Raw genomic sequence first — 19214 nt, forward strand, 5'->3', positions numbered from 1 at the left:
AAAATTAGATTTACTGTTTTACAGAAGCTGACCGCTGGGATGTGACTTTCCAAGGACGAAAAAAAGCACCTCTTAGATTAACTCTAAGAAGTGCTCTTACTTCATTGCCCAAACCTGTGCCCTTTCACCTGAAATTCGTCATGCTTCATAACGATTCATCATTCTCCCAAATTTTGTTGTCAAATTGTTGTCAAATGCGGTCTGACATCATGGTTTTAGACATTTTATATTTAATTTTAGTACAGCTTTGCACCAGCCGGAATATGGTTATCAACCATCAGAAGATGAAGTTTTTCTTCGCCCTCTTCCTCATGGATTGCACTGAGAAGCATTCCACAGGATTCAATTCCCATCATGGCTCTCGGCGGCAGGTTAGTGATAGCGATAAGCGTCTTTCCAACCAGTTCTTCTGGTTCGTAATAAGCGTGAATACCGCTTAAAATCGTACGATCTGTGCCTGTTCCGTCATCCAGAGTAAACTGTAACAGCTTCTTGGATTTCTTAACTGCTTCACAAGCTTTTACCTTTACAGCTCTGAAATCTGACTTGCTGAAAGTATCGAAATCAACAAATTCCTCAAATAAAGGCTCTACCTTTACCTTGGAGAAGTCGATAACTTCTTCTTTCTCCGGTGCTGCTGTGGAAGTGCTGTTTTCTGACTTCGCAGACTTCTTGTCAGTGTCCAGGGACTTCATTGTCGGGAAGGCGAGCACATCGCGAATTGCTGCCGAATCCGTCAGAAGCATACACATGCGGTCAATCCCAAAACCGATTCCACCTGTCGGCGGCATGCCGATTTCAAGTGCATTCAGGAAATCTTCGTCCGTTGTATTTGCTTCCTCATCGCCCTGTGCCAGCTGCTCTTCCTGCGCTTTGAAGCGCTCTCGCTGGTCGATCGGGTCATTCAGTTCAGAATAGGCGTTTGCCATTTCCCAGCCGTTCATAAAGAACTCAAAACGCTCTACGTATTCCGGATTCTCCGGCTTTTTCTTCGTGAGCGGTGAGATTTCAATCGGATGATCCATTACAAAGGTCGGCTGAACCAGGTGCTCTTCCACAAATTCTTCAAAGAACAGATTCAGAATATCGCCTTTCTTATGGCGCTGCTCAAACTCAATGTGATGCTCTTTTGCGGCAGCTCTTGCTTCCTCAAGGGTATGAATCTCATGGAAATCCACGCCGGAATAACGCTTCACGGCATCTACCATGGTAATCCGCTCAAACGGTTTTCCGAGATCCATCTCAATTCCATTGTAAGTGATCTTTGTAGTACCGAGAACTTCCTGCGCTACATAGCGGTACAGGTTCTCAGTCAGATCCATCATGCCATTGTAATCTGTATAAGCCTGGTAAAGCTCCATCAGCGTAAATTCCGGATTGTGGCGGGTGTCAAGCCCTTCATTGCGGAACACACGGCCAATCTCATAGACACGCTCAAGGCCGCCCACGATCAGTCGCTTCAGGTAAAGCTCCAGAGAGATTCGAAGCTTCAAATCCTCATCAAGTGCATTGAAATGTGTCTCGAACGGACGTGCAGCCGCACCGCCGGCATTCGATACCAGCATCGGCGTCTCCACCTCCATGAAGCCCTGACCATCCAGGTATTTACGAATACTGCTGATAATCCGGGAACGCTTTACAAACGTATCCTTCACGTCCGGATTCATGATCAGATCCACATAACGCTGGCGATAGCGCAAATCCGTATTCGTGAGGCCGTGGAACTTCTCCGGAAGCACCTGCAGGCTCTTGGTCAGAAGTGTTACCGATTCTGCATGAATGGAAATCTCACCGGTCTTTGTCTTAAACACCTGGCCTTCGATCCCCACAATATCGCCAATATCCATTTTCTTGAATGCCTTGTATGGCTCCTCACCAATACTGTCGCGTGCCACATAAGACTGGATATTTCCCTTCAAATCCTGAACATTGCAAAAAGAAGCCTTGCCCATCACACGTTTCGACATCATACGTCCTGCAATGGAAACTGTTTTTCCTTCCAAAGCCTCAAAATTATCTATTACATCTGCACTGTGGTTTGTCACATCATATTTTGTAATCTGAAACGGGTCATTTCCGCCCGCCTGAAGCTCTGCCAGCTTTTCACGGCGCACCTTCAGTAACTGATTAATATCCGGTTCCTGCACCTGCTGCTTCTTCTGTTCTGCCACTTCTTCCACTCCTTTTTCTATTCTAAGCGAATCTCTGCCTGAATAAGATCCGTCTTTTCTCTCCTTCGTGTACTGTATCACGTTTCGTTCCATAAATGATGCAACACACTAGATTGATCGCTGTATCTCCAGCACTTCATACTCGACAATTCCGGCCTGCGTCTCTACCGATACTTTGTCTCCAACCCTTCGCCCGATCAGGGCCCTGCCTACCGGAGACTCATTGGAAATCTTTCCCTGCAGGCTGTTTGCCTCGGAAGATCCTACGATCTTAAATTCCATCTCTTCTTCAAATTCCACATCAAACACTTTGACTGTGCAGCCGACGTTGATCTTTCCGACATCAACTTCGTCCTCCACCACTACCTCGGCATTTTTCAGAATCTTTTCAATTTCTTCAATCCGGGCCTCGATATCACGCTGCTCGTCCTTTGCTGCATCATACTCTGCATTCTCCGAAAGGTCACCCTGCTCTCTAGCCTCTTTGATCTTGCCTGCCACTTCTTTTCTTTTATTGACCTTCAAATCATGGAGCTCGTCCTCCAGCTTTTTCAGACCCGCATAGGTCAGAAGTTTCTTCTTTTCTTCCATTACCAATCTACACCCTTCCTTGACATTTTTTATCATCTATTGTATGCCAACAATCACACAATTATAGCCGATTCCCTCCTGTTTGTCAAGATTACACAAACAGCATTTTCCAACGTAAAAACCAGCGTTTTTAAAGGCTTTCCCCACCTTTGGCAAACCCGCTGGCAAGCCGTTCAAGTTCCTCATATGTCTCCGCCAGATTAATCTTCGCGCGCAGCTTTGCAGCTCCCGGACACCCTGTCGTATACCAGGAGAAATGCTTACGCATCTCGCGAATCCCGACATACTCACCCTTATATGCAATCTGCATCTGCGCATGGCGCAGCATCAGCTCTGCAATCTGTGCCCTTGAGGGACGCCCGGCTATCTCCCCCGTTTCAAGATACTGTTCTATTTCCCGGAAAATCCAGGGATTTCCTCTGGCCGCACGTCCTACCATGACTGCATCACAGCCGGTTTCTTCCAGCATCCTTTTCGCCTTTGGCCCGGAATCCACATCCCCGTTTCCAATTACCGGGATGCGCACTGCTTCCTTGACCTGTCGGATGATATCCCAGTCAGCCTCTCCGGAATAATACTGTTCCCTTGTTCTTGCATGAACCGCAATCGCAGCCGCTCCGGAAGCTTCCGCAATCCTTGCAATTTCCACAGCATTGACGCTCTCTTCCGTAAAACCTTTTCTTATTTTTACTGTCACAGGCTTCCTGATCGCGCGTGCGGTTTTGGTGATGATCTGCTCCACCAGCGCCGGATTTTTCATCAAAGCAGAGCCTTCCCCATTTCCCGCTACCTTGGGCACAGGACATCCCATATTCAAATCCAGGATGTCAAACGGGCGCTCCTCAATATACGCTGCCATCTCACTGATAATGTCCGGATCTGAACCAAACAGCTGTAACGACACCGGATGTTCCTCCGGAGAAATTTCAAGCAGCGCCTCCGTATTTTTGTTGTGAAAAGAAATCGCTTTTGCACTCACCATTTCTGTGCAGACCATGCCTGCTCCGTTTTCTTTACAGAGCAAACGAAAAGGCAGGTCTGTTACCCCTGCCATTGGCGCCAGTATAATACGATTCTTCAGATTTACATTTCCTATCTTCATCGTGAACTACTCAATCCTCTATAAAAGCTCTACACATGAATCTCTCTTGCCCCGTCAATTACAACCTGATAGTACAGCTCAAGGGAGCGCATCAGCCCTTCCTTCTTACGCTGCAACTCCTTCACCTTAAGCGCAGCACCGATTTCATCGTAAGTATAATCTCCCTCTGCCGCCTCTGTTTTAAATTGTAACTTTCCTTCTGCATCATATTCGATCAGAAAAATTCCGCCTACATCGTGTACAAAAAGAACGCACATAATTTTCAGCTCATCCTGAACGGACTGCGGAAGGCTTCGAAACGACTCGCCCAGATAATATTTCTCCTTATATGAATTTGCTCCGCAAAGCACCATTGAATCCTTTGCCATCGTGCTCCTCCTGTTTCCCGTCATACATATCCATAAATTCCCCGTACAGAAACTTCACCGGCATACACCGATGTCAACGTCCCATCTTCCCGGCGGACCAGAAGCTCTCCTGCACTGTTGATTCCTTCCGACACTCCGTCGTATTCATTTCCGGGCTCCAGGACACGAACCTTTCCTCCGATGCCAACCAAAAGACTGTCATATTCTTCCTTCAGAGCTGAAAAATCCTGTGTCTCCATAAAGCGCCCATAATACTCTTCAAACCGTTTCATGCAGGCCGCAATCAGGACGGCACGGTTTGGCCGATATCCGATCAGACGGTGCAGGGAAATGGCTTTCTGCTCAATCTCCGGTGGAAAGCCTGCCACATTCGTATTGATGCCTGCCCCGATTACTACATATTTAATATAATCAATTTCACTGCTCATCTCCGAAAGGATTCCACAGATCTTTTTCCCGTCAATCACGACATCGTTCGGCCATTTGATTTTCGCGTCCACGCCGCAATAATCTCTGCAGCCGGATGCAACTGCCATGCCCATAATCAGCGTCAGCATGGAAGCCTTCGCCGGCGGCATCTCTGGACGGACAATCAGGCTCATGGCAACTGCACTGCCAGGGGCCATCACCCATGTGCGCCCTCGCCGGCCCTTGCCCTGATTCTGCTCTTCTGCCAGCACAAGCGTCCCCGCAGGCGCACCGCTCTCTGCAAGACGGCTTGCTTCATTATTGGTTGAATCGACACTGTGCAGAAAACAGATAGTCTTTCCTGCCCACACGGTATCCATCCGGCTTCCGGTTTCCTCCGGCGTAACGATATCCGGACGTGCCAGAATCCGGTAGCCTTTGCGTGGCACTGACTCAATCTCATAGCCTTCTTCTTTTAACTGATTGATAACTTTCCATACGGCAGTGCGTGAAACCTCAAACTGCTCACACAGCTCCTGCCCGGACACATAGCCTTCCGCATGCGAAAGCGCCCAGAGTATTTTACTTTTCATTGTCAGTCCTTTCTCACAAAACAGCACTGTGTCTCAAAAGACACAGCCCTGTCTTATCCTATATTAAAATAAACCAGACTGGCCGCATAAAAGACAGCCCAAATCCCTGCACCGCCCATCAAAAGCTTTTTCCCCCGGACCACAAACAATAATGCAAGCGATACATGAAGCAATACGCCTAGAATCAGAATAAAATTCAAAAACCAATGATTCTGCAGGATGTGAAACAGGTACAATACGCAAAGTATACCTGCGAGCATCGCAATGACAGCGCAAAATCCTTCTAAGATCCTGATATCTTTTTCTCTTGCTTTTTTCATCGCATTCCCTGCCCTGTGAACCATTTAAATACCCATCGTTGCTGCGATGACCGCTTTGATCGTATGCATCCGGTTCTCTGCCTCATCAAATACAACAGACTGTTCGGATTCGAATACCTCATCCGTAACTTCCATTGCATCCAGTCCGAACTTTTCGTGAATCTCTTTTCCAATTTTCGTATCAAGATCATGGAATGCCGGAAGGCAATGCATAAACAGCGCGCTTTCCTTTGCCAGAGACATTACCTGTGCATTCACCTGATACGGCAGCAGCACCTTAATCCGCTCTGCCCATACTTCCTCCGGTTCTCCCATGGAAACCCACACATCCGTATAAATGACGTCAGCGTCTTTCGCGCCTTCTTCAATACTCTCTGTCAGTGTAATGATACTGCCGCTCTCTTTTGCATACTCTTGACACTGTGCAACCAGGCGTTCCTCCGGAAAATATTCCTTTGCTGTACACGCTGTAAAATGCATGCCGAGCTTTGCACAGACAATCATCAAAGAATTGCCCATGTTGTAACGTGCGTCTCCGAAATATGCCAGCTTCTTTCCTTTCAGTTCTCCAAGATGCTCCCGAATCGTCAGCATATCGGCCAGCATCTGTGTCGGATGGTATTCATTGGTCAGACCATTCCACACCGGCACACCTGCATGCTTTGCAAGCTCTTCCACAATATCTTGCCCATAACCGCGGTATTCAATTCCATCATACATGCGTCCGAGCACGCGCGCTGTATCCTTAATGCTTTCCTTTTTCCCGATCTGAGACCCCTGCGGATCAAGGTACGTCACATGCATGCCAAGATCATGCGCAGCCACCTCAAATGCACAGCGCGTTCTGGTGCTGGTCTTTTCAAAAATAAGCGCTATATTTCTTCCTGTCAGATACGGTGTCAGCTCTCCGGCTTTCTTTTTGGCCTTCAGATCAGCTGCCAGGTCAAGCAGATATCTGATCTCCTCTGCGCTGTAGTCCTTCAATGTCAGGAAATTTCTTCCTTTTAAATCCATGTTCCTCTCCTTTGCCTTGTCACAGTGTTTCTGTCGTTTTTCACTGTTTATCCTTAACTTAACTGTAAAATTTTCTTTCATCCGTTCCTTCTCAGTCTTTCGCGACCTCAACAGCGGCCTTCACCATACCTGCCACATTCTGCAGCTCAGAAGGAATAATAATCTTCGTTGCCTGGCCGTCAGCCACTTTCTCCAGCGTCTCAAAACTTTTGAGCGTCAGTACGGTCTGGTCTGCCCGTGCCTCCCGAATCAGACGGATGCCCTCTGCTTTGGCCTGCTGCACCTTCAGGATTGCTTCCGCCTCACCTTCTGCCTCACGGATCATTTTTTCCTTCGCTGCCTCTGCACGCAGGATCGCCGCCTGTTTCTCCGCCTCTGCATCCAAAATGGCAGACTGCTTATTTCCTTCTGCAACCAGAATCGAAGATTTCTTCTCTCCTTCTGCTTTCAGAATTGCCTCTCTTCGTTCGCGCTCTGCCTTCATCTGCTTTTCCATGGCATCAATAATCTGTGCCGGAGGCAGAATATTCTTCAGCTCCACGCGGTTTACCTTGATCCCCCATGGGTCTGTCGCCACATCAAGCGTGGACCGCATCGTTGTATTGATCACCTCACGCGAGGTCAGCGTCTGATCGAGCTCCATATCACCGATAATGTTTCGGAGCGTCGTCGCTGTCAGATTTTCAATTGCCATAATCGGGTTCTCCACGCCGTACGTAAACAGCTTCGGATCAGTAATCTGAAAAAATACGACCGTATCAATCTGCATGGTAACATTATCTTTTGTAATCACCGGCTGCGGATCAAAGTCCACGACCTGCTCTTTCAGATTTACGCGCTTTGCCACGCGGTCAATAAACGGCATTTTAAAATGAATGCCTACGTTCCAGGTGGAACGATATCCCCCGAGGCGTTCCAGAATAAATGCCTGTGCCTGCGGTACAATCCTGATACAGCTGGCCAGAACCAACAGCACAAGTACAACCAGAATCACAACGAGAATTACATTAAATGATAATCCGCCTGTCATTGTTTCATACCTCCTCTACGATCAGCTTTACGCCTTTGATCTCTTTTATTTTGACTGTCTTTCCGTCCTCTATCTGAGCATCCTCGCGCGTCGCGCGCGCGGTCCAGTACTGTCCCTTTACTCTTGCCTGACCTGTACCTGCCAGATTGTCAATCGTTTCTGTCACAACGGCAATCTCTCCGATCAGGCTTTCTGCATTTGTCTTCACATGGCCGCGATTCATGTAACGGACTGCCGCCGGACGCGTGACAATCAACAGCACAACAGAAACTATGCAGAATACAACAATCTGCCAGAAAACTTCTGTCCCCGCAATCGCCATTCCAAAAGACGCCAGAGCGCCTCCGGCAAACCAAATCGTAGTAAGTCCTAGCGTGACCGCCTCAACAGCCAGCAAAACCACCAGGATCACGAGCCAAACCACCGCCTGTACGTTGATTTCCAATAAAATAAGCCTCCTCTGCTTTTTGAACATCATACTATATTCTACCGCAAAACACAACCGTTTATCCCGACTGTCATTTCATTTTACAGACATCCACCCATTTATCGCTGCCTGAGAACTGTTCCAGCTCCTCCATCGTCACCTCAATCGCACTGTTGCTGCTTCCTGCTGCGGGAAACACGGTCTCAAACCGTTTCAGGGATTCATCCAGATAGATTTCCACTCCATCCTTCACGCCAAACGGACAAACGCCGCCAACCGCGTGACCAATCAGCTCTGTCACCTGGTCCGCTGACAACATCTTTGCTTTCGTATGGAAAAATGCCTTATATTTCCCGTTATCCACCTTCTGATCACCTGCTGCTACCACCAGCACCGCATGATCATCCACCAGAAACGATAATGTTTTTGCAATTCGTGCCGGCTCGCAACCCACGGCCTGCGCCGCCAGTTCGACCGTTGCACTTGAAACCGGAAACTCCAATATCCTCTGCTGCGCTCCCCACTGTTTTAAATACTCTCTTACTACTTCAATTGCCATTTTTTCCTCCTGCCCTTTACAATACTGTCTTATTTTCACATGCGCTGCACCCGCTGCATCTACTGCACTGACAGCCCACGCCTGTTCTGTCTCCTGCATTTTTTGCCGGTATCTTCTTTCCCGCATGTTTTTGTCCTGCAACGTTCTCTGTATGCCCACAACTGCAGCAACATCCGCCCTTTTTCTTCCGAATATTCCGCAGCGCAAGCAAAAACCACACGATTACGACCGCAACAATTATGTAATCCAGAATCTTCATATACCGCCTCCGTTTCTGTTCAACGCCCCAGACACCGTTTTCTGTTTCCTGCATCTGTCACAGTTTATTTAAACAGCAAACCGTAAACGCTTCATGGTCCTCACACAAATAGACACAAGATCTGATAAACTAAAAACGCTGCCATCCATGCTACCGTACACTGCAGCAGCGCTACACCTGCCGCCTTCCATCCGGATGCAAGTTCCCGGCGAATCGCTGCAATCGCTGCCACACACGGCGTATACAGCAAGGTAAATACCAGAAAACTAACTGCCGTCACAGGCGTAAATACAGCGGACAGGGCCTCTCCGAGATGTTCCATCGACGTTCCAAGCAAAATGCTCATCGTACTGACTACTGCTTCCTTGGCTGTAAATCCCGTAATCAAAGCAGTAGATACCCGCCAGTCCTCAAAGCCAAGTGGTCTGAAAACAGGGGCAATCCATTTGCCGACCAGAGCCAGCAGACTGTCTGCGCTGTCCTGCACCACATTCAGCTTCAGGTCAAAAGTTTGCAGGAACCAGATGATTACGGTTGCTGCAAAAATAATCGTAAATGCTTTCTGAATAAAATCTTTCGCCTTATCCCACATCAGAAGCAGCACACTTTTCGCGGAAGGAAACCGATAGTTGGGAAGCTCCATGACAAACGGTACTGGATTCCCGCGGTAAACCGTATGCTCCAGAATAAGCGCACAGAGAATCCCTACCACCATGCCAAACACATACAGCCCGATCATCACAAGCGGCTGATATCTCTGAAAAAATGCTGCTGCAAACACTGCATAAATCGGAATCTTTGCAGAACAGCTCATAAACGGTGTCAAAAGAATCGTCATCCGCCTGTCGCGCTCCGATGACAGCGTTCTGGACGCCATAATTGCCGGCACCGAGCAACCAAATCCAATGAGCATAGGCACGAAACTTCTTCCGGACAATCCGATCTTACGCAGCAGCTTATCCATAACGAATGCCACTCTTGCCATATATCCGGTATCTTCCAGAATCGACAGAAAGAAAAACAGAACCACAATCAGTGGCAGAAAACTGAGTACGCTTCCAACGCCTGCAAAAATACCGTCAATCACAAGGCTTTCCACCACCGGATTGATGCCGTATGCCTCCAGCCCTGCGGCTGCGGACTGCGCTGCCACATCAATACCGGAAGCCATCAAATCACTCAAAAAAGAACCCACTACACCGAATGTCAGCCAGAAAATTGTCAGCATAATCAGCAAAAACAGCGGAAGCGCCAGGTATTTATGCGTCAGTACACTGTCGATTTTCAGACTCCGGATATGCTCTTTACTCTCATGGCATTTTACAACCGACTGCTCGCAAACCTTTTCAATAAAAGTATAACGCATCTCAGCCAGAGCTGCATTGCGGTCAAGCCCGCGTTCATGCTCCATCTCCACGATACTGTGTTCCATCAACTCCAGCTCATTCTGGTTCAGCCCAAGACGCTCTATGATGTCATGATCGCCTTCAATCAGCTTGGTTCCTGCAAACCTTGCGGAAATCCCAAGTCTCTGTGCATGATCTTCGATCAAATGCGATACAGCATGAATACACCTGTGCACCGGACCGGGATCACAGAAATCCGTTTTTTTCGGACAGATCTTTTTCTGTGCCACATCTACAATCGTGCGTGTGAGTTCGCTGATCCCCTCATTTTTAACCGCACTGATCGGAATTACCGGAATGCCGAGCGCCTCTGACATTTTCCGTATATTGATCGTTCCTCCGTTTCCCCGCACCTCATCCATCATGTTCAGCGCAAGTACCATTGGTACGTTCATTTCCATAAGCTGAAGTGTCAGATAAAGGTTCCGTTCAATATTCGTCGCATCCACGATATTCAAAATACCGTCCGGCTTTTCATTTAAAATGAAGTCACGTGTCACAATCTCTTCATTTGTATATGGGCGGATCGAATAAATTCCCGGAAGATCCACCACGCTGCAGCCTTTGACATCCCGCACCTCGCCAACCTTCTGATCGACCGTCACCCCTGGAAAATTCCCGACATGCTGATTCGAACCGGTCAGCTGATTGAACAGCGTTGTCTTGCCACAATTCTGGTTTCCAACTAAGGCAAGTATCATCCTGCTACCTCCTCCCCTTTGGGCGCAAGCTCTATATTTCGGGCATCCTCAATCCGGATCGTCAATTCATAACCGCGGATATGGATCTCAATCGGATCACCCATTGGCGCCACCTTGCGAACCATAACCTCTGTCCCCGGTATCAGCCCCATATCCAACAGTCTGCAACGGAGCGGTCCCTCTCCGTTTACCGCACGAATCATTCCTTTTTCCCCAATGGGAAGCTTATCCAGTGTCATTTTACCGCCTTCCTTCTCTGATCTGCCGCCTCTGTATTCCTGTCGGAATCACTTGCCGGCATTCCATCGCTTCATTATTATAATCCGTGGATATCGTATCATCTTGGTTAGTCACTGTCAACTTGCAAGCAATACCTTCTCAAGAAAACTTTTTAATTTTTTCCCGGAACTTTTGGCTGATTTTTTATCATAATTTTTTTCTGAAAAGATATTGTATTTTTCTTTTAAAGTATTATAATAAAATGTGTTAAAAGGAAGCATAGCTCAGCCGGGATGAGCGTTCGCCTCACACGCGAAAGGTCAGGAGTTCGAGCCTCCTTGCTTCCACTCAAACGCATTTAGAAAAAGCCTGAATATGATATAGTCCTATATCGGAATGCGTTTTGTTTCCTGCATTGGCAAAAAGACAGTATCGGCTGTCTTTATTTTTTTGCAAACCGTTCTTTCTTTTTCCATTGCAATGCAGGCAATAAAAAAACCTGCACCGGAATATATTTTTAAGTAGCTGAATCATTCATCTTTTTAAAATGATCTCACGTTCAACGTATTGATTGTGATAAATATATTGATTACCTTTTTGCCTGTATTTCATTTATAGAGTATAATAATTTGGCTGAAATTGGTTTGTACTTACCAAAAGAGGAGATTTCAGAAACAACACAGAAAGGAGGATATGTATGAAAAAATATTCCATGCTCCGTGTAATCATTTTCCATCCGCTTAAAACGTTTATTCTTTCGATCATCATGACGTTTGTCTTGTTATATATATCGATTATCCTCAATATCAATTTCGGAGATGACGAGATGTACGTCTTTCTGATTGGAGGCGTTGTAAGCGCAGCATATATTTTGAAGCGGCGGTACAACAAAGGATATGCAGGCGGTTCTACTCCCAAGCGTAAGAAAAGCTGGCTGTTTGGCATGGTAAGGCACATGAACAATTCCGTTGACAGATATGGAAATTCTGTAGAAAATGCACTCATGAACGCTTTCACAGGTTCCTCGTCAAGAGCAGCAGATGAAGCCCGATACCGCGCGCAGCAACAGCAGGCCGATGCAGCGGCACGTGCCAGATGGAATGCGCTTGACCGCCAGAAAAAGGCTGAATGGGATGCCCGCGATGCGGCACTCCGTGGCAAGGATAAAGCAGCATACCAATACCAAAATCAAGCCGATTACTGGCGGAAACAAAGCAAACGATAATTACAAAACAACGATTCATTGAAGAAGAACGCGCTGTTTATTCCATGAATGAATCCCATAATTTTTCCGGATACAGCCCCTGCGCTTTTCGCTCCTTAATTGCAGCTATTACCTGGGGCTTATCCTCCTTATAAGTAACTCCAAACCATTTATCCTCTGATCTCAATACCCGAACCGTCGCACGCCCTTCCTGAAGCAGCTCATCCACGACAAACGGAAGAAAATACTCACATTTCTGTGGATTCTCATCTAAATGATCCGCCAGAAAACTGCAAAATCTCTGTTCCAGCTCTTTCAAAATACTGTTTGTAAATCCCCACATATTCATGGACACCGTACTTCCGGCAGGAATCACAGTCCAGTTCTTCCCATCATCCTCTGTATACATCGTGTCCATTCCCCGTTTTTCAATATGTGTACGCTCATGAATCTTAATCAGGTATCCCTCTTCATCTGTCACGCAAATACCGCGCGCCACATGTCCGTTTTCCGTCAATGTATTTTCAAGCCGGTACCCTGCCATCATATAATGATACTGTCTGTCATCCTCGTACTCTGTCAAAAACTGGTACGCCATCCGAAAAGCACTGCTTCCATAATAGTCATCTGCATTGATCACAACAAAAGGACCGTCCACAACCCCAATACAGCTCATAACAGCATGGCCCGTTCCCCACGGCTTCACCCTTCCCTCCGGCACGTGATACCCATCCGGAATATCATGCAAATCCTGAAAAACATAAGCTGTTTCAATCTGTTTTGCGATCCGGTTCCCAATGGCTGCACGGAAGCTCTCCTCGTTCTCTCTTTTGATAATAAAAACGACCTTCTCAAAGCCAGCACGAATCGCATCATAAATAGAAAAATCCATAATAATATGGCCATACTCATCCACCGGATCAATCTGTTTCAACCCACCATAGCGGCTCCCCATACCTGCAGCCATCACAACTAAAACTGGTTTTTTCATATTCCGCTCCCTTTCCTTTTCTCCTCTACTGAAACTATGTTAAAATGTTTAGATATTAATTTTTTCTCAAAATACTGCCTGTACCAACACCATATAGCAGACGGTTCCTGCAGCGACAGAAAGCAATGTATTGTGCTTCCATTTATGCAGCACCACGACCAGCCCCACTGACAGTACCTCACAAATTCCGTATGAGCCGTCTGTAAATGAAACGTTTCTAAGACAGTATACCACCAGCATCCCTATAATTGCATACGGCAATACCTTTCCAAGGTACAGAACAAGCTTCGGCGCACCGTTCCGAAATACAAGAAACGGTAGAAAGCGAAGCAAAATTGTAATACCTGCAATCACTGCCACCTGAATCAGCGAATAAGCCGTATGATTCATAACGTTCTTCCTCCTTCAAGCCAGCGCTTCTCCAGAAGCATAGCCGCCAGAATCCCGATCATGGCCGGTATCAGAAAACTGGATGCGCCAAAAACAATACGGCACAAAACAGAAATCACAATGCCTGAAACTGCGGAAAGATGCTGCTTTGTTTTCTCCCACTGCTCTACGAAGATCACGACAAACAGCGCAGTCATCGAAAAATCGATACCTGTCGATGAAAAAGGAATCACTGCTCCCGCAACTGCCCCCATCACACTCCCGATCACCCAATAGCCTTGATTCAGCAAAGAAATATACAGATCATACCTTTTCTCATCTATACCATCTGGAAGCTGTGCAGAACAGACAAGCGAATACGTCTCGTCTGTCAGTGCAAATATCAAATATGGCTTTTCCCGTCCCGTTGCATTGTACTTTTCAAGCATCGTAAGTCCGTAAAAGACGTGGCGTATATTCACAAATATCGTCATCAGCGCCGCTGATACAATCGTCGCACCACCGGCCAAAAGATCGACCGCCACATATTGCATGGACCCGGCATATATGGTAAGGCTCATCAGTGCTGCCCACCACCAGCCATAGCCTTTATCCTCCAAAAGCACGCCAAAACCAATTCCAAGAACAAGATACCCTGCCATAACCGGAAGCGACGCCTTCCAGGCATATTTTAAAGTATTTTTTTGTACTGAGCGTATTTTCATAGTGCTATATCCTTCTGTTCGCTTGTCATACCTTAAGTGCCTTTAACAGAACTTTATCTTCCGGAGATACACGATAAGATTCCCTGCATTTCTGAATTGCCTTATTCTGTACCCATGGCTCCAGAGTCTGCTGTTCCAAAAGCTGCAAGGTTCGATCACGATACTTCACAAAGGAAACAGAAAGAGCCCATGCCTGCGCCATTTTTATATAATAAGGCGTATCAATCCCCGGCTTTTCAAAACTGGTTGCAAAAATTTCCATCACCCGGTCAATATATGTATCATTTATGAAATACTGCATCAGAGACACCAGTGCGTATCGGATACAAAATTCATCTGCTGAATGCTCCGCATGATCTGTCACATACGTCGCTGCCGCACAGTCCTTACGATTTCCTGATAGCCACGATGTATTATAGTCAAACCAGAAATCCTGATTCTTTTTCATGAACTTGAAGCCTGATACACAGCAGTCACAATCGCCCCATGAAAGAATACCCGGTATCCAGAATTCCAGATGCCGCACCCGATCCTCATCACTCATTCTGGCACAGCCAATCACCATTCCCTGAAGCATATGTTCTTCCTGAAAAAGATCCACTCCCGGAACAACGTTTTCCATCTCCTCCAGATATTCCTGCCACCCATCCTTCGCCAACCGACGGGCAATCTCACGCAACTTAGGCACACGAACTCCCATACTCGGCGCGACGCTACAATTTATGATTTTATCGTTAAATATTTTAAACTTCGCATCCGCCAGGCCAAACAGCTGCTCCCTTACTTCTTGCCGACTCATCGTTATCCGCCCCTTTTTGTCCTTTATTGCTGAAAATAAATCATCGCATCTTTTAAAGCTTTTTTACCATATTCCGATAGGCGGCTCCGAGCATCTCACGATAAACCTCCTCGCATGCCTCATAACGCAGCCCCGGCCTAGAAGCAAGCAATTCCAGCTTTACATTAAAAAGGCTCACATGAATTCCGGTTTCTATCATTCCGTTTCTCAGATAAAAATTCTTGCGGCGAATACGCTCCAATGCATTTGGCTGCGACGAATCAAGCTCTTCAATCTCAAGGAAGAACTGATTGTCGCGGTACAGTTCCCGAAGCAAAAGCAGTGCATCACTCCCAAGTCCTTCTCCGCGATACTCCTCTGCAATCGCAAAATAATCCAGGAGCACAATTTCCTGCCCAAAAGCCGTAATTGCAAACCCACAGCGCTTTCCGTACTCCTTGAGTACCAGGATTTCCATATATCCCATAGCCGCCTTACGCTCAATCAAAGAAAATGGCTTGCGTTCCTCTGAAGGAAATGCCTTCTGATACAACTCATAAATAAATGGCTTATCGAGGCTTGTCGCCGTACTAATCTCCATAGAATTCTTCCTTTCCCAACTCAAATTCCCCGCGCATTTGCCAAATGTCTGCTTCGCAGCCGCTTTGTCTATTCCTCATGCATATCAAAACTACCACAGCAATTTCCATATGCCCCGTCTGAAAAAGGACATACCAAAATGTCTGCACACATTTGGAATGCCCTTTTCCATATTCTTATATTATTTGCAGATGTCTCTGCCCGTTCGCTTATAAATAAGCTATGTTACTATTTTGCTGTACTTAAAAATTCTTCTATATTCTGAAGAGCTGCTGCTTCGTCTGAGCCATTTGCCGTTACCACGACTTTTTCACCTGATGCCAGCCCCAATGTCATCATGCCCATAATACTCTTCGCATTCACATTCCGGCCTTCGCTCTCCAAGTGAATTTCGCTTTCATACTGACTGGCCACCTGAACCAATAATGCTACTGGTCTGGCCTCCAGACCACTTGGAAGCTGAATCGTGATTTCTCTCTTGGTCATAATCGTATTCCTCCTTGTTTTGCCTTAACTCCTCTGCCAGCTGGCTAAGCTTTCGAAGCCTGTGGTTCACTCCGGATTTTCCTACCGGTGGCTCCAGCATTTCCCCGAGTTCTTTTAAAGATGCATCAGGATTTGCCAGCCGCAGCACAGCGATATCCGCAAGGCCAACAGGAAGCGTTTCCAAACGCTTCGCCGCCTGAAGATAACGGATATCCTCCATTTGTCGTACCGCTGCGTTTACCGTTTTATTGATATTGGCTGCTTCACAATTTACCTTTCGGTTCACATTGTTTCTCATATCACGCACAATCCGGATATTTTCCAGATTCAGAAGCGAAATATGCGCCTCCATAACGTTCAGCATATCAACAATCTGAGCTCCTTCTTTAATATACACAATATAATGCTTTTTACGCTGTACAATTTTGGCATCCGGGCCAAACGTACGAATCAGTGCCTGAAGCTGCACGGCCCGTTCCATTGAAGCACATACGATCTCAAAATGGTATGCTTTCTCCGGATTACTGATAGACCCCGCGCTTAAAAATGCTCCCCGAATAAAAGCTCTCCGACAGCAGGATTTCTGCACCAGAAGCTGATTCGCAGGCGACATACACTCCGCCACCTCTTTGTCTGCATTCAAAAGCTTCAGCGTATGAAGAATTTTAATTACCATCTCATGCGATTTGACAAGCAATGTATAAATTGGACTGCTCTTTTTATTTCCTTTATGTAAGGATACGGAAACACCACTTTCTATATTAAATGCTTTTTGCAATAATGTAAAGCACTTTCTTGCAACGGTAACGTTTTCGGTACGGATTCTTATGCTATACTTTCCAAAAGAAGAAATACAAATCGAACCGCACATGCCGATAAGCGCCGCCAGCTCTGCCAGATTACAATGCCTGGCGGAAGAAATCTGCCATGACAATTCATTTTTTACATCCACTGAAAATGACATTTACGCCTCCGCTCACTCATATCTTCTATCCCGTCTCTGGTCTCCCCTGTCTATTGCGAAAACCGTCTATACCCGCCATGCTTTTTTCTCCCGGTGTTCCAGACGTAACCCGTATTCTGCATGCCTGCCAAGCCGCTCGTACAGCTTTTCTGCCAAAGTCACGGACCGGTGCTGTCCACCGGTACAGCCGATACTGATCACAAGCTGATTCTTCCCTTCCGCCACGTAGTTTGGAAGCAAAAACTCAATCATATCCACCAGCTTTTCCAGAAAAAATCGCGCAGTCTCTGTCTGCATCACAAACTCCTGCACCTCGCCATCCTGTCCAGTCTTTCGTTTCAAGTCATCCACATAAAACGGGTTGGGCAGAAAACGTACATCAAATACCAAATCCGAATCCGCCGGAATTCCGTACTTAAAACCAAAGGAAAGCACTGTAATATAAATATTGTGATACTCCTGACTGCTTACAAAAATTTTTTCCAGGGCACTGCGCAGCTCCCGTGTCAGAAGGTTTGACGTATCTATAATAAAATCCGCCTGCTCTTTGAGAAATTGCAGCACCGTCCGTTCCAGTGCAATTCCCTCCTCAATCCTCCCGGCCCGCGCAAGCGGATGACTGCGCCGCGTCTCTTTATACCGTTTCAGTAAAACATGATCTCCCGCATCCAGAAAAAGAATTTCATAAGAAATTTCTCTGGCTACAAGCCGCTCAAGCACCTGCTGGATTTTCCTGATTTCCATACCGCTGCGCACATCCAGCCCAAGCGCCACTCTGTCATGACCATTCTCCTGCATGACAGACAGCTCCGCAAATTTTTCTACCAATGGAATCGGGATATTGTCTGCGCAAAAATACCCCTCATCCTCCAGTATCTTCAAAGCCGTACTTTTTCCGGCTCCGGACATTCCTGTTACAATTACAAAACGCATTTTTCCAACCTGTTCTTTCCCTGTATACGTTACAACATCTTCACTTCCGGCTCAAGCTGAACACCAAACTGTTCTTTTACCCTCGTCTGTACCTCCCGGATCAGGTTCTGAACATCCTTTGCTGTCGCGTTTCCTGTGTTTACTACGAATCCACAATGTTTCTGTGAAATCTGAGCGCCGCCTACACAGAACCCGCGAAGTCCGGCATCCATAATCAGCTTTCCGGCGAAATATCCCTCCGGCCGCTTAAACGTACTCCCCGCGCTGGGCAGATCTAACGGCTGTTTCGTCACCCGCTGCACCTTCAGTTCCTCCATCCGTTTCCGGATCATTTCGGGGTCTCCACTTTTAAGCCGCAGCTTTGCAGCAAGTACAATCCATTCCCGATCCGGAATCACGCTGTAACGATATCCCAGCTTCAATTCTTCCGCGGAAACTGTTCGGATCTCCCCCTCTTTCGTCAGAACAGTAGCCTCCTGCAACACGTCACGCAGCTCACCGCCGTAAGCTCCTGCATTCATCACAACCGCCCCACCGATTGTTCCTGGAATTCCTGAAGCAAACTCAAAACCGGTCAGAGAAACCGCCTGCGCTCTTTTGGCAATCACAGAAAGCATCGCACCTGCCTCAGCTGTAATCGTTTCACCGTCTGTCTGAATGGCACTCAGATTTTTATAGATCTGTACAATCACACCGCGATATCCATCATCCGATACCAGAAGGTTGCTTCCATTTCCCACAATATAAAACGGTACGCCTGCTTCTCGGCAGACGCGGATCACCTGCGCCACCTTTTCCACCGTATCGGGCGCCACAAAAACATCTGCCGGCCCTCCGATTCGAAACGTTGTATGCCTGCACATCGGCTCCTCACCCAGAACACATTCCGTTCCTGCCACTTCCTGCAATCGCTCCATTAAATCCTGCATAGATTCTTCTCCATTTCCCGCTTTATTCTTAAATCCTTCCGCTTTGACTACACACCAAACCAGTTTT

Annotated in this window: 21 protein-coding genes, 1 tRNA gene and 1 pseudogene; 2 read left to right on the forward strand and 21 right to left on the reverse strand. The window is 46.9% G+C overall.

Annotated features, from left to right (window positions below):
• Positions 1 to 236: 236 nt before the first annotated feature.
• The 12 genes and pseudogenes from lysS to feoB all read right to left on the reverse strand — a co-directional run bounded on the left by lysS (position 237) and on the right by feoB (position 11188).
• Positions 237 to 2171: a lysine--tRNA ligase gene (gene lysS, locus AC6I2O_RS05180; protein WP_497742017.1), complete on the reverse strand. Its 1935-nt coding sequence runs from the start codon at positions 2169 to 2171 to the stop codon at positions 237 to 239.
• Between the two features lie 108 nt (positions 2172 to 2279).
• Positions 2280 to 2762: a transcription elongation factor GreA gene (gene greA, locus AC6I2O_RS05185; protein WP_120392942.1), complete on the reverse strand. Its 483-nt coding sequence runs from the start codon at positions 2760 to 2762 to the stop codon at positions 2280 to 2282.
• 130 nt (positions 2763 to 2892) lie between these two features.
• On the reverse strand, positions 2893 to 3864 hold the full coding sequence (gene dusB / locus AC6I2O_RS05190; protein ID WP_120392833.1) for a tRNA dihydrouridine synthase DusB: 972 nt from the start codon (positions 3862 to 3864) through the stop codon (positions 2893 to 2895).
• Between the two features lie 29 nt (positions 3865 to 3893).
• Entirely contained in the window at positions 3894 to 4232 is a 339-nt protein-coding gene (locus AC6I2O_RS05195) for a DUF6145 family protein (RefSeq protein ID WP_497742018.1), read from the reverse strand.
• A gap of 20 nt (positions 4233 to 4252) precedes the next feature.
• On the reverse strand, positions 4253 to 5233 hold the full coding sequence (locus AC6I2O_RS05200; protein WP_497742019.1) for a biotin--[acetyl-CoA-carboxylase] ligase: 981 nt from the start codon (positions 5231 to 5233) through the stop codon (positions 4253 to 4255).
• A 53-nt stretch (positions 5234 to 5286) separates the two neighbouring features.
• Positions 5287 to 5553: a hypothetical protein gene (locus AC6I2O_RS05205; RefSeq protein WP_120392836.1), complete on the reverse strand. Its 267-nt coding sequence runs from the start codon at positions 5551 to 5553 to the stop codon at positions 5287 to 5289.
• Between the two features lie 24 nt (positions 5554 to 5577).
• Positions 5578 to 6567, reverse strand: coding sequence for an ornithine carbamoyltransferase (gene argF, locus AC6I2O_RS05210; RefSeq protein WP_120392943.1), 990 nt, complete (start codon positions 6565 to 6567; stop codon positions 5578 to 5580).
• A 91-nt stretch (positions 6568 to 6658) separates the two neighbouring features.
• A complete protein-coding gene (locus AC6I2O_RS05215) occupies positions 6659 to 7597 on the reverse strand; it encodes an SPFH domain-containing protein (RefSeq protein WP_120392837.1) in 939 nt (312 codons plus the stop codon).
• Between the two features lie 4 nt (positions 7598 to 7601).
• Positions 7602 to 8042 carry an NfeD family protein gene (locus AC6I2O_RS05220; RefSeq protein ID WP_497742020.1) on the reverse strand — a complete coding sequence of 147 codons (441 nt, stop codon included), beginning with the start codon at positions 8040 to 8042 and terminating at the stop codon, positions 7602 to 7604.
• Positions 8043 to 8115: 73 nt separating this feature from the next.
• On the reverse strand, positions 8116 to 8583 hold the full coding sequence (locus tag AC6I2O_RS05225; RefSeq protein WP_120392838.1) for a YbaK/EbsC family protein: 468 nt from the start codon (positions 8581 to 8583) through the stop codon (positions 8116 to 8118).
• A gap of 16 nt (positions 8584 to 8599) precedes the next feature.
• Complete coding sequence (locus AC6I2O_RS05230) at positions 8600 to 8842, reverse strand: FeoB-associated Cys-rich membrane protein (RefSeq protein WP_120392839.1); 243 nt, start codon at positions 8840 to 8842, stop codon at positions 8600 to 8602.
• Positions 8843 to 8942: 100 nt separating this feature from the next.
• Positions 8943 to 11188, reverse strand: a pseudogene (gene feoB, locus AC6I2O_RS05235) (ferrous iron transport protein B).
• Positions 11189 to 11441: 253 nt separating this feature from the next.
• Here feoB and AC6I2O_RS05240 point away from each other — a divergent pair.
• Positions 11442 to 11515 (forward strand) — tRNA-Val (locus AC6I2O_RS05240).
• Between the two features lie 350 nt (positions 11516 to 11865).
• Positions 11866 to 12393 carry a hypothetical protein gene (locus tag AC6I2O_RS05245; protein ID WP_120390848.1) on the forward strand — a complete coding sequence of 176 codons (528 nt, stop codon included), beginning with the start codon at positions 11866 to 11868 and terminating at the stop codon, positions 12391 to 12393.
• Positions 12394 to 12430: 37 nt separating this feature from the next.
• Here AC6I2O_RS05245 and AC6I2O_RS05250 read toward each other — a convergent pair whose 3' ends face one another.
• The 9 genes from AC6I2O_RS05250 to murB all read right to left on the reverse strand — a co-directional run bounded on the left by AC6I2O_RS05250 (position 12431) and on the right by murB (position 19147).
• Positions 12431 to 13363 (reverse strand): nucleotidyltransferase family protein, encoded by a 933-nt coding sequence (locus AC6I2O_RS05250; RefSeq protein WP_120390849.1) that lies wholly within the window; start codon positions 13361 to 13363, stop codon positions 12431 to 12433.
• A gap of 66 nt (positions 13364 to 13429) precedes the next feature.
• Positions 13430 to 13753: a branched-chain amino acid transporter permease gene (locus AC6I2O_RS05255; RefSeq protein WP_497742022.1), complete on the reverse strand. Its 324-nt coding sequence runs from the start codon at positions 13751 to 13753 to the stop codon at positions 13430 to 13432.
• Positions 13750 to 14457 (reverse strand): AzlC family ABC transporter permease, encoded by a 708-nt coding sequence (locus AC6I2O_RS05260; RefSeq protein ID WP_120390851.1) that lies wholly within the window; start codon positions 14455 to 14457, stop codon positions 13750 to 13752. Before AC6I2O_RS05260 ends, AC6I2O_RS05255 begins: the two co-directional genes overlap by 4 nt.
• A 25-nt stretch (positions 14458 to 14482) precedes the next feature.
• Positions 14483 to 15256 carry a DNA alkylation repair protein gene (locus tag AC6I2O_RS05265; RefSeq protein ID WP_120390852.1) on the reverse strand — a complete coding sequence of 258 codons (774 nt, stop codon included), beginning with the start codon at positions 15254 to 15256 and terminating at the stop codon, positions 14483 to 14485.
• Between the two features lie 52 nt (positions 15257 to 15308).
• A complete protein-coding gene (locus tag AC6I2O_RS05270) occupies positions 15309 to 15836 on the reverse strand; it encodes a GNAT family N-acetyltransferase (RefSeq protein WP_497742024.1) in 528 nt (175 codons plus the stop codon).
• Between the two features lie 227 nt (positions 15837 to 16063).
• Positions 16064 to 16321, reverse strand: a complete 258-nt coding sequence (locus AC6I2O_RS05275) for an HPr family phosphocarrier protein (RefSeq protein WP_120390854.1) — start codon at positions 16319 to 16321, stop codon at positions 16064 to 16066.
• Positions 16233 to 17285, reverse strand: a complete 1053-nt coding sequence (gene whiA, locus AC6I2O_RS05280; protein WP_497742025.1) for a DNA-binding protein WhiA — start codon at positions 17283 to 17285, stop codon at positions 16233 to 16235. Before whiA ends, AC6I2O_RS05275 begins: the two co-directional genes overlap by 89 nt.
• A 66-nt stretch (positions 17286 to 17351) precedes the next feature.
• The gene (gene rapZ / locus AC6I2O_RS05285; RefSeq protein WP_497742026.1) at positions 17352 to 18218 is read right to left on the reverse strand and encodes an RNase adapter RapZ; all 867 of its coding nucleotides are present in this window, start codon (positions 18216 to 18218) and stop codon (positions 17352 to 17354) included.
• A gap of 29 nt (positions 18219 to 18247) precedes the next feature.
• Complete coding sequence (gene murB, locus AC6I2O_RS05290; protein WP_497742027.1) at positions 18248 to 19147, reverse strand: UDP-N-acetylmuramate dehydrogenase; 900 nt, start codon at positions 19145 to 19147, stop codon at positions 18248 to 18250.
• Positions 19148 to 19214: the final 67 nt, after the last annotated feature.

The sequence above is a fragment of the Blautia sp. St.27G3 genome (assembly GCF_059728505.1).